The organism is Sulfobacillus sp. TH-112 (assembly GCF_057473405.1).
The window spans coordinates 34,780-46,020 of the sequence record NZ_JBYCKN010000164.1; the positions used below are offsets into that span (position 1 = coordinate 34,780).

7 protein-coding genes, 7 tRNA genes and 1 riboswitch are annotated in these 11,241 nt (G+C 50.3%); of the genes, 5 read left to right on the top strand and 9 right to left on the bottom strand.

The features are described 5' to 3' along the window. The first annotated feature begins 442 nt into the window (after positions 1 to 442). The 5 genes from ACOJWD_RS11615 to ACOJWD_RS11635 all read left to right on the top strand — a co-directional run bounded on the left by ACOJWD_RS11615 (position 443) and on the right by ACOJWD_RS11635 (position 4,956). Positions 443 to 787 (top strand): hypothetical protein, encoded by a 345-nt coding sequence (locus ACOJWD_RS11615; protein WP_486993397.1) that lies wholly within the window; start codon positions 443 to 445, stop codon positions 785 to 787. After that, positions 784 to 1,242: a hypothetical protein gene (locus ACOJWD_RS11620; protein WP_486993398.1), complete on the top strand. Its 459-nt coding sequence runs from the start codon at positions 784 to 786 to the stop codon at positions 1,240 to 1,242. The genes ACOJWD_RS11615 and ACOJWD_RS11620 overlap by 4 nt, the downstream gene beginning before the upstream one ends. Positions 1,243 to 1,422: 180 nt before the next feature. Then, positions 1,423 to 1,552, top strand: a riboswitch (cyclic di-AMP (ydaO/yuaA leader). A gap of 97 nt (positions 1,553 to 1,649) precedes the next feature. After that, positions 1,650 to 3,242 carry an amidohydrolase gene (locus ACOJWD_RS11625; RefSeq protein WP_486993399.1) on the top strand — a complete coding sequence of 531 codons (1,593 nt, stop codon included), beginning with the start codon at positions 1,650 to 1,652 and terminating at the stop codon, positions 3,240 to 3,242. A gap of 27 nt (positions 3,243 to 3,269) precedes the next feature. After that, entirely contained in the window at positions 3,270 to 3,482 is a 213-nt protein-coding gene (locus tag ACOJWD_RS11630; RefSeq protein WP_486993400.1) for a DUF3311 domain-containing protein, read from the top strand. A 1-nt stretch (position 3,483) separates the two neighbouring features. After that, complete coding sequence (locus tag ACOJWD_RS11635; protein ID WP_486993401.1) at positions 3,484 to 4,956, top strand: sodium:solute symporter family protein; 1,473 nt, start codon at positions 3,484 to 3,486, stop codon at positions 4,954 to 4,956. A gap of 325 nt (positions 4,957 to 5,281) precedes the next feature. On the opposite strand, the gene ACOJWD_RS11640 is transcribed toward ACOJWD_RS11635, so the two are convergent. From ACOJWD_RS11640 to ACOJWD_RS11680, 9 genes are all read right to left on the bottom strand, one after another. Continuing rightward, positions 5,282 to 5,357, bottom strand: a tRNA-Gln gene (locus tag ACOJWD_RS11640). 4 nt (positions 5,358 to 5,361) lie between these two features. Next, positions 5,362 to 5,437 (bottom strand) — tRNA-Ala (locus ACOJWD_RS11645). A 5-nt stretch (positions 5,438 to 5,442) separates the two neighbouring features. After that, positions 5,443 to 5,516, bottom strand: a tRNA-Gly gene (locus ACOJWD_RS11650). A gap of 77 nt (positions 5,517 to 5,593) precedes the next feature. Then, positions 5,594 to 5,670 (bottom strand) — tRNA-Trp (locus tag ACOJWD_RS11655). 6 nt (positions 5,671 to 5,676) lie between these two features. Continuing rightward, positions 5,677 to 5,753, bottom strand: a tRNA-Lys gene (locus ACOJWD_RS11660). 1 nt (position 5,754) lies between these two features. Further along, positions 5,755 to 5,830, bottom strand: a tRNA-Glu gene (locus ACOJWD_RS11665). Positions 5,831 to 5,832: 2 nt separating this feature from the next. Next, positions 5,833 to 5,908 (bottom strand) — tRNA-Ala (locus ACOJWD_RS11670). A 111-nt stretch (positions 5,909 to 6,019) separates the two neighbouring features. After that, complete coding sequence (locus tag ACOJWD_RS11675; protein ID WP_486993402.1) at positions 6,020 to 7,987, bottom strand: sensor domain-containing diguanylate cyclase; 1,968 nt, start codon at positions 7,985 to 7,987, stop codon at positions 6,020 to 6,022. Positions 7,988 to 8,122: 135 nt separating this feature from the next. Continuing rightward, positions 8,123 to 11,161: a DNA polymerase III subunit alpha gene (locus tag ACOJWD_RS11680; protein ID WP_486993403.1), complete on the bottom strand. Its 3,039-nt coding sequence runs from the start codon at positions 11,159 to 11,161 to the stop codon at positions 8,123 to 8,125. Between the last annotated feature and the right edge of the window lie 80 nt (positions 11,162 to 11,241).

Consider the following 11,241-nt stretch of genomic DNA (forward strand, 5'->3'; position numbering starts at 1 on the left):
CCTTTGGGATACTGGGGCTTTACCGGCGTCGACACCAAAGAATGGCGTCACGGCTACCACAGTTATCCCGCTATGATGATTCCCCAAGGTAGCGCAAAGTCTCATCAACCTGGTCAAGGAGCACCAACCATGCATTCGCTCCCTTTTTGATCCTTTCATGGGAAGTGGTACGAGTGTCGTCGAGGGCCTCTTAGCGGGTCTCACCACCGTTGGTTCGGACGTGAATCCGCTATCGCGTTTAATGACTCAGTCCAAGCCCACGGCTTGGACTCCAGAGGCGTGAATTCCTGTATGGAAAATCTGATGGCCTATGTCCAAAACCTCAAACTTTCCGAAGCCGACTGGCCACATTTTACCCACTTAAGCTTTTGGCATAAACCGATGGTAATTAACAATCTCACCCTTCTTAAACGCGACATCGAAGACACTGTGCCCGAGCTACATGCAAGCCTTCTTCTGGGTCGCCTTTTCTGATACGGTACGCTGGGTATCTAACAGTCGCAACGCCGAATTTAAATGGTATCGGCTGGACGAAGCACGACTTTTGCAATGGAATCCAGATGTCCGCGGAACTTTTCGCAAGGTTCTCACGCGCAATCAGATCGATCATCGACGACTTTGGGAAAAAGGTCGGCCTCCCTCAGTCACTGTACACGCCTTTAATGCCATGGACCTCTCGGAACTTCCGGAAGAAACCTTCGACTTAACGATGACATCACCACCCTACGGCGGCAACCGTACCGCCGTCGCCTATGGTCAATTTTCGCGGTTGTCTTGCAATGGTTGAATTTGGAACATACTGAAGGCGAACCCGCCCCCACCAAGTTGGATCAAGCCATGCTACGCGGGCTTGCTGCCACAGCACTGCAACACACCGTGCCATCTCCGACCTTAGTGGAGGCGTTGAGGCAAATTGAGCACGTCGACGCCACTCGTGCTCGCAAAGTATTGGCCTTTTATCAAGACCTCGACATCGCCTTAAAAGAGATCGTGCGTGTCAGTCGCCCAGGTAGCTATCAATGCTGGGTGGTAGGCCGTCGCACGGTAAAAAAGTCAGCTCCCGAAAACCATGGTATTATAGCGCTGTCACAACGCCACAGCCTCATCCCGGTGACTCATTTCGCACGAGTCATTCCTCATAAACGCATGTCCAAAGAAAACAGTCCTACAAACGCTGTGGGAGAGAAGGTGACCACGATGAACGGCGAGAAGATTTTTATCTTAAGAAAGCGCTCTGTGTGAGGGCGCGGAACTTCAGTGAGCGTCTAAAAATCGAAAATCTCATTATTAGCTTGGACCCTACCAGACGATGAATGCCGGAAGACTCGGTACGGTTTTCCCAGTGTTTAGTTGAGTGAACACCTATAAGTGGTTCCCACGTCGCTCGCCTCTCGTTCACTTTTATGATATAGTTCCCCCAGCATCTCTTTTTGGCCAAAGCATCGCAACGCGATGCACGGGGGACCCATGTGTATTTGGGGCGCACCAGTTATGGAGAGCACTTTCCGCTCTAGCCCGTCAGCTTACCCCGTCGGCGTGGAAAGGTCCACATTTGTAGACCGACTTATTTCACATGTTGATATTTTTCGTGTGTCTCCGCGTTGACCTCAACACATGCCCCCCACAACATATTGTGGAGGCGATACTGGTTGCACCACCAAGACACTTTAATATTGGCATCGTCGATTATGTCCCCTCTTCAGCCCGCCTCACTCGGAAATGCCGTGTGGGTTCGCGACGGTCGCATTCACGCTATTGGGCAAAAGGACCACTTCAGATCCCAAAGATTTTCCGAGGTCCTTCATTTCGATGGATCTCATCTTTTGCCTGGTTTTGTTGAGTCTCACGCTCACCTGTGGTGGATGGGCCAGCTAGCCTCGCAAATTGATTGTGGACCGCCACACAATCAATGCGTAGCAGATATTTTAGAAAAAATACGACAGGCTGCGCATACTCAACCGCGTGGCACATGGATCTTAGGGCATCACTGGGATGACACCGTCTTACACGAAGAACGGCCTCCTACGAAATCCGAACTGGACCGAGTGGCTCCCCATCATCCGGTGTACCTTCTCCACAATTCGGGACACTTGGCCGTCGCCAATCAGAGAGCCTTTGAGCTTGCTGGTATTAATTCGCAGACCACCATCGAAGGCATCGTTCATGGTGAAGACCGACAATTGACCGGATTATTACTTGAGTCTCAAGCGTTAGAGTCGATTACCCGCCACATTCCTCTCCCCACTATTAATGAGATGGTTGCCGACATTGGCCGAGCGGTGGAGCTCTGTCATCGTGCGGGAGTGACCTCCTCGGCAGACGCTGCAATGGGTCTTGGAAATCCCGAATCGGTGCAACGCGTGTGGGAGGCGTATCAACTGGCTGAAGCACGCCAAGTCCTGCGCACCCGTACGACCTGCTATGTTCGTGCCCACGGTACCAAAGATGAGATTCCGAGCGATCCCTCCACACCGTTTTTATCTGTACCCGGTATAAAACTATTCTCAGATGGATCAATTCAAGGGCATACTGCCAAGCTTATCGCCCCGTACTTCGATCGAGCTGACGAGCATGGGATTCTGGTGTTGTCGCACTACGATTTAGTGAAACGCATCCAGTCCTACCACGAACAAGGTGTCCAAATAGCCATCCACGCGAACGGGGACGCGGCCATTGAGACCGTCATATCAGCGTACAAAGAAGCACTAGGGGAGCGTGGCGCACCCGAAAGGCGCCACCGCATAGAACATGCGCAGATGGCGCATTTCGGCCAACTCCAAGCGATGGAGCATTTGGGTGTTTTGCCCAACTTCTTCATTGGGCATGTCTTTCATTGGGGCGATCGGCACCGCGATCGATTCATTGGTCCCGAGAGAGCCGAAAACCTCGACCCACTGGCGTGGGCGGATTCTCTTGGCATACAGTTTGCCCTTCATTCTGACTCTCCCGTGACTCCCATTAACCCGCTAGCATCTATTCTGACTGCCACAACTCGAAAAACCTCCTCTGGAAAGCTCTTGGGGTCCTCTCAACGAATTTCTATTGCGCGCGCATGGAGAGCCTATACCACCGATGCAGCCTATTTGGGGTTTCGCGAGTCGGAGGTGGGAGACATTCGTGTAGGCCAATGGGCCGACTTTGTGGCGCTTTCGCAAAACCCTTTACTTAACGGTCCCGAAGCTTTTGACGATATAGAAATAGAGGCAACATTAGTCGGCGGTGAGGTGGTTTACCGCAAATAAACTAGCAATGGGAAAGAGGTGAATGTGATGGCTCGCATTTCGGCGGTGATTGTGGGGCTTATAGTCCCTTTTGTGGCTATTGTTGCGCTATTCCCATGGTATGACCGCATACATCCGATGGTGCTGGGATTCCCGTTTCTGTATTTCTGGATGTTTTTATGGTTTCCACTAACCACCATCTGTCTCTACATCGCATGGCGGCTCGAAAGCCGTAACGATAGACGATCGGAGGACGCATAATATGGGATTTGTTATTCTGATTTTGGCGATCGCCGTTTCATTACTGCTCGCCTGGTCATCTCAGTGGCGACGAGGCACACAAAACCTCGAAGACTTTCTGGTCGCAGGACGCTCCCTCAAAACGCCCCTCTTCTACTTGCTAGCTGTGGGTGAGATTTATAGTATTGGAACCATCATCGGATTCCCGGGCGGTATATACGCTGGCGGCGCAGTGTACGCGGTCTGGTTCCTAGGATATATCCTCTTAGCCTATCCGGTAGGATACTTTATTAATCCCCTGATTTGGCGTGCCGGACAATATCATGGAGCGGAAACAGGCCCCGATCTCTTTGAGCGTCACTTTCGGAGCCGAGGATTAATGCTGGTGGTCTCGATCACGTCACTGATTTTTGTAATTCCGTGGGGGCAATTGCAATTTTCCGGATTGGAAGTCGTACTCAAGGCGTTTGCACCTCACTTCAATCCGGTCATTGGCTTAACCATTGCCGGGATAGTGGCATTTTCCTATATCCTTATTGCAGGAATGCGAGCCCCCGCGATGGTGTCCATCTTAAAGGATACCCTCATGATTGCATCTATCTTGATTGTCGGCATCGCGGTCATTCTGCTCGTAGGTGGCATCCTCCCGATCTTTCATCACTTGGCCAAGGTCAGCCCGACTTTTGTGACTGTCCCAATCTCCGGTGTCAAAAACGCCATGCCCTACGTTCTTTCCACCATCGTGTTTCAAGCCCTAGGATTTTACACCAGCCCATTTGGGCTCCAATATACCTTCACGGCGAATTCAGAAACCTCCGTGAAAAAAGCTCAAATTGTCATGCCACTATACATGATTATGTATCCATTTCTGATCATCGCAGCATTCTTTAGCTTAGCCTTTTTGAAGGGACTGGCAAAGACTCCCGACCTCTCATTCATCGCAGCGGCCATGCATTTACTGCCCCCCTGGATGGTGGGATTGGTTGCTGCAGGTGCCGCACTATCCGCCATCTTAGTCCTATCTGGCGTGAGTTTGGCGATATCTTCTGTGGCTGCAAAAAATCTTATCCGTGGGTACTTAGCGCCGCAAGCGTCTGATGCCACCGTACAACGTTGGACCAAAGTAGCTGTCGGCATCTATCTTTTTATCAGCATCCTCCTGACGGTGGTCACCCCTACGCTCATGCTGAACCTCATCAATACGGCCTATTATGGATTTACACAGTTCTTTCCGGGACTCATGGCCATTTTGTTTTGGAAGAAGGCCACTCCAATCGGAGTCGGCGTGGGTCTAATTGCTGGCGATGCCTGCGCCCTCCTGTTCTACTTTCTACACTTGGAACCATGGGGCCTTAATTTAGGCTTGGTGGCACTAGTCGTCAATATACTCCTCACCGTTCTCGTATCCCTACTGACTAAAGGAGAGTACACTCCAGTAAGTCAGCTTCGCGCCAAGACCGTAACAAAGAAAAGCCAAGGTGTGACCGTAGACTAGCATGAAATCTTCCCCCGCCTCATCCCGTAAGGATAAGGCGGGGGTTTTCAGGATCGCTCCCGGACGTGCCTGACTCATTGACCTCATCGCCGGGGCCGTTGTCTGTCGCGGACCACATGGAGGCCAGGCTCCCCCAGTGGACAACCACATGCGCTACGGTGTGCCGAGTATCTCGCGAAAATTTACTGGAGGCCGCTCTTTTGGCATGGCGTCTAGGTGACGTTGGGAGAGTCGAAGGCGCCTCTTAAGAGGCAAGGCCCGGTATAGCGGCTTTCGAGGGACGAAACAAAAAATCCGCAATCGCTTGCGGTATCTGAAAACAATATGGCTGGGGAGGCAGGACTCGAACCTGCGAATGCGGGATCCAAAGTCCCGTGCCTTACCAACTTGGCGACTCCCCAATATTGGTGGAGCTTAGCGGGATCGAACCGCTGACCTCCTGCGTGCAAAGCAGGCGCTCTCCCAGCTGAGCTAAAGCCCCGTAGTTGGAGCGGGTGATGGGAATCGAACCCACGTGATCAGCTTGGAAGGCTGAGGCTCTACCATTGAGCTACACCCGCATTCAACAATCATAACACGCTGAGGCAGTGTTAGATCCACACTTTCTAAATCCCTCACCATCACAGCAAGGTCAAACTGGCAGGCCAGGAGGGATTCGAACCCCCAACAGGCGGATTTGGAGTCCGCTGCTCTACCAATTGGAGCTACTGGCCTATATTATGGTGGGCCATGAAGGACTCGAACCTTCGACACTCCGCTTAAAAGGCGGATGCTCTAACCAACTGAGCTAATGGCCCATGGTGACCCCACCGGGATTCGAACCCGGGTTACCACCTTGAAAGGGTGATGTCCTAGGCCTCTAGACCATGGGGTCATTGGTGGAGATGAGGGGAGTCGAACCCCTGACCTCTTGAATGCCATTCAAGCGCTCTCCCAACTGAGCTACATCCCCGCGTCTGTTGTTCGCCTCAGACCACGCTTGATTATTATACAAACCGAACGACCTCGGGTCAATACTGTTTATGCGAAATCCATAAGTTTCTCTCAAAATACAAATTTTCCCTTAAGTCGCTATCGCCACGCGGTTCTTGCCCATTTGTTTTGCCGAATACATGGCGCGATCGGCCGATTGAAATAAGGTATCTGCTGTCATGGGAGGAGCATAACTCGCGACACCAACGCTAATGGTGGCTCCCATCGTCTGTTCATCCCACGAGAGGCGATGTAGCTCAATCTCTTGACGAATGCGTTCTGCTACTTGTTGTGCATCCTGGGCATCAGACTTGGGTAAGATAATCACAAACTCATCTCCCGCGTAGCGACAGGCGATATCATCTTCCCGAATGTTATCGCGAATGACCTGCGCGACGCGCTGAAGATGCAGATCCCCCGCCTGATGGCCGAATTGGTCATTGATCAGTTTCAAGCTGTCGGAGTCGATTAAAATCAATGATAATGATTGCTGCGTTTCAATGGAAAGTTCAATCGCCGATTGCACCACCATATTAAATCGTCGCGAATTGCCCAGCCCAGTCAAATAATCGGTTAGAGAAATTTCTTGCGTCTGTTGATACATCTGCGCGTTGCGAATGGCAATGGACGCCTGAGAAGCAATAGCCGAGAGAAACTCCACATCGTCCAGGCCATATTCCATTCGATAGGATTGGACCGATATAGCACCTAAAGTGCGTCCTTCATGAATGAGAGGAACGACAATCATTCCTTGGGGCTCGCGACGCGATCCCGTCAATATCCCCGAATGGTCCGTACCGTTCAGCAGTAAGGGATTACCGGTGAGAATCACTCCTCCGGTAATCCCTTCAGGTTCAATCGGAAAGACTTCTGGAGGATATTCCTCCCCATCGTCCCATAAATATTGCATCAGGACATGGCTCGGATCATCAGGCAATGTGAGTGCCACAAAGAAGCTATCTGTGTCCAATACTTCCGATACTGCCTGGCGCAAGCTCTGAAGCAGATTCCCCATTTCCAGGTTACGATTGACGATGCGACCCACACGCTCAATAATGGTCAAGAGTTGTCCTCTCTTTGCAGCCACGGATTGGCTTTCTTGAAATCGAATTTGAGTGGACATGATGTCGGCAAGGCTCTGTACCACAAATTCTGAGGACACAAAACCTTCTAGCCCAGTGGTGGTCGCCATGCCCATCCAGCCATAATTGACTTCCTCATGTTGCAGCGGAACTTTAATGAAACTTTTCATTCCAGACTGCTCCAATAAAAGATGCAGAGGATCCTGGGCACGGTTGATCTGACTGGACGAAGTGACTTCTAGCGTTTGTGGAGGAACGCACTCATTAAGGTCAATCCCCTCCGGGGTCATCATGCCCGTCATGAGAAATCCTGCGGTGCGATGACTCGCATCTGTCCGGATGCAATAGGCGACGTCGGCTCGTAACATATCACGAGCTTCTTCTAGCAGTCGCAGTAGCACGGTTTCGATATCTTGGTCGCTCAAAATCGAATCTTGGAGGGCGCGCAATTGAGATATTTGCTCAAGTTTCATCCGGCTCTCGCGATTGCGATGCCGTGTTAACCGATACTCACGTCCCAACGCTCCCGCAGCCAAAAAATAGACGACAAAAGTGGCGATACGCCACCAAAATATTCTAGCATCCCATCCATTGGTGGCAAGGCCATAGGCCAATGTCACGATCGCACTTCCAGCCATCGAGTATCGCAGGGTGCCATAAGAGGTTAAAAATAGAGCTTCTCCGCCATAAAGGATATACGCCTGACTCTGAAGGCCTCCGGACATACTGATGGCTAACGAGAGAAGTGCCAAATCGAGGGGAATGCAGACTTGATTAAATACTTCCATGCTGTTTTGACGCCGCCACAAAATCAATCCCGACAATACTAATACTGCCCAAGAGAGCCATACCCACCCATATCCGGGATGGCCCCAGGCAAAAATTGCAGCGATAAACCATAATAAAGCGCGAAAGAAAAAGACCATATGGTGAAAACGCGCTCGATTCAGCGTATATGCGGTGGCTGGTTGTAACAACCTCTTTGACACCTGCCTCTATTCACCCATTGACTTATCATATTGGACAAAAGTCGGTAAAATCCTGCACAATGGTTAATTTTTCCCGTTGTGCTGGTACCGAAGGTCGCTTTCGCCGTGAAAAGGATGTCAACACTAGTGGTTTTGAGGCCAAGGTGCAATGGCCTGAACACGTAGTCCACTCGCCTCGCGCACACCGGCCACAGCAATTATTCTGCGCACTTTTCCAAACAGTAGATGACCAAACCGTTGATATCCTTTAGAGGAAAGACGTGCTTCCAATACCCCGGTCTCATCCACCAACGAAAAAAAGACCACCAATTGGCCGCTACGTGTTGGCGGACGATGGGGACGATAAAATAATGCCACTGTACGTACGGATTGGCCTATCGACACAGTTTCGATTTCTTGAATCGCAAGAAATCCCTCGCGCTTGACATGCGGACGCCACAATTCCATCCACTGTTGATGCTGTCCAAATCCCAAATATCGATAATCGGCAACAATCTTCTCCGCTTGACTCCATTCGTTCCCGGATTTTGCCACGGTCAACCGCAACCTGTTTTCTCCTTGAACATCGGTCAATAACCCGGTGCGATCTAAAGTTATACTGTCAAACGCTCCGATCTCAATAAACCGCCGCATATGTGGCCGCATATCAGGAATAGAATCCATAACATCCTCGGGATGGCGATATCCCGTCCGAGGACGGTGCTCGACAACCCGTTGAGCCAGTAACTGTCCCACCCCCTTCACAAACCCGAGCCCTATTCGTAATCCGTCCGCTCCTTCCTCCACCACTCCGATCCCACTCACATTAATATCTATAGGATAAATTTTAATACCACGGCGACGCGCCTCCACTATCAGCACATCAATCGGATAATACCCCAGAGGTTCGGCATTTAAGAGTCCCAAAAAATACTGACGAGGAAAGTGCTCCAATAAATAGGCCGTACGGTAGGAGGTTTCGGCAAACGCCGCCGCATGCGCCTCGTTAAATCCATAACTGGCATATCCGACAATCTGTTGAAAAACTTGCTCTGCAATCGCATCAGATACTCCACGAGCAACGGCCTTTTCCCGAAATCGCCTGCCTAATTCTTCCATTTCTCGTGTTGAGCGGGCGTGCGTCATCACTCTTCGCAACAAATCCGCCTCACCGTGTGTAAATCCCGCTAACGTACTCGCTATGGCAATGACCTGCTCTTGAAACAAGACCACACCATAGGTCTTAGCAAGGATCGGCTCTAAATCTGGATGCAGATAGGTCACCGGTTCAACCCCACGTCGACGGGCAATGAAGGGTTCGACCATATTCCCCTTAATCGGTCCCGGACGGATAAGAGCTAAACTGGCGACAATATCTTCCCATGTATCGGGTTCCAGTCGCTGCGCCAATGATCTTTGTGCGGGGCTCTCCAGTTGAAACACCCCAATACTCTCCCCACGTTGAAGTCGCTCAAAGGTGGCTTGGTCTTTAAGCGGGATCTGGTCATAGTCAAACGAATCAGTCGCACGAATGGCCTGACTCGCCATTTCCACCGCCGAGAATGTCCTTAAAGAGAGTAAATCTAACTTCACAAGCCCTAAATCTTCAACGTCCCGTTTATCAAATTGGAGGATTTCTATCCCCTTAGGAGAGCGTTCTCGAGGGCTTACCATTGCAAGTGGATCATGGGAAATGACCACACCACCTAAATGCGTCCCCATATGTCGAGGAATCCCTTCAAGTGCAGTAGCCCACGTTAATACCAATTTCAAACGATCGGATTCCATAAATTGAGACAGTTCCGGAATGTTGTCCCATCGGTCTAAAAGTTCCGCTATCGATAACTCTGGTAATGATTTAGCTAAAGCATCCAATTCTTGAGGCGGGAACCCCATCACCTTACCAATTTCTCTGACCGCTAATCGCTGACGATAGGTCTGATAAGTTGCAACGCGCGCCACATGACTTGCCCCATAACACATTTTCACATATTCTTCGACTTGGTCGCGATAACGCGCATCAAAATCAATATCGATATCGGGCATTTCTTGACGTTCCCGGCTCATGAAGCGCTCAAACAAAAGATTTCTCCGCCAAGCATCCACATCCGTAATGCCAAGACAATAGGCTACCACGGAATCAGCAGCAGAGCCTCGTCCGGAAAAACGAATCTTTTCCTTTCGAGCATAGTCGGCAATATCAGCTACCACTAGAAAATAATCGGAAAACCCGAGATCTCTAATGACAGATAACTCTCGAATAATGCGGTCGCGCACCTTCGGCGCCTCGCTTTGATAGCGCCATTGAGCGCCTTTAAGCACCTTATGCTGCAAGTATTGATCCGCATTTTCGTTATTCGGTGTGCGATAAAGCGGACGAAACTTCCGATGAAATAACTGAGGAGCTTCTAACCGTTCGGCCAAGCTCAGGGTGTTTGTCAATATCTCGGGTCTATCTCGAAACAGCTTTTCAAATACGCTCCACGGTTTTAAATAATTCTCGGCATTTAATCGTCTCCCAGGGAACACCTCTTCAATCCGTTTTCCTAACCGAATACAGGTCATCACATCTAAAAGACCAAACTGTGACTTTTGAGCATAATGCACTGCTCCCGTGGTAATAGTCTTCCATCCATAGCATTCGCCTAATTCACTCAATGCATGAAAGATTTGTCTATCACCCGGCAAAAGGCTCACCGCCCATTCAATAAAAAGGCGGTCCGATCCAAACACTTGATAGAGTTGCTGAGCAATCTGTGCTAAACGCTGGCGATTCCCTAATGGATAATTTTTAGCTAGGACTCCCTCGCGATCACCAGTTAATCCAATGAGAGACTTTCCCCACCGCTGCAGCATCTCCCAGGTCACCATAGGATGAGATCGCGGGTAATTCAAATGAGCTTCGCTCAAAAGAGCGGTTAGGTCCCCATACGCGGCAGTGTCAGGCACTAATAAAACCAACTTCCCCCACGTCTCTAAAACAACTTCCGCTCCTACCAAACCCTTAATGCCATATTGTTGGCAGGCTTTCAAAAAAGGCACAATGCCAGATAACCGCCAATCATCGGTTAATGCGAGTGTCTCTATTCCCTGCGCTTTCGCCTCTTTCACTAATTGTTCGGGCATAGAAGCCCCATTTAAAAAAGAAAACGCGGAATGTACGTGAAGATGTGCTCCGCTCACTCGTCATCCGCAACCACAGTAACAAAGTGCCAAAATCGGGCAGCCCAAGAATTCTGTCGAATTTGATAATGATGACGGCC

Excerpts from the sequence above, each read along its gene's own strand:
- ACOJWD_RS11635 (WP_486993401.1), top strand. The coding sequence starts at position 3,484 with ATGGGATTTGTTATTCTGATTTTGGCGATCGCCGTTTCATTACTGCTC.
- ACOJWD_RS11615 (WP_486993397.1), top strand. The coding sequence starts at position 443 with ATGCAAGCCTTCTTCTGGGTCGCCTTTTCTGATACGGTACGCTGGGTA.
- ACOJWD_RS11630 (WP_486993400.1), top strand. The coding sequence starts at position 3,270 with ATGGCTCGCATTTCGGCGGTGATTGTGGGGCTTATAGTCCCTTTTGTG.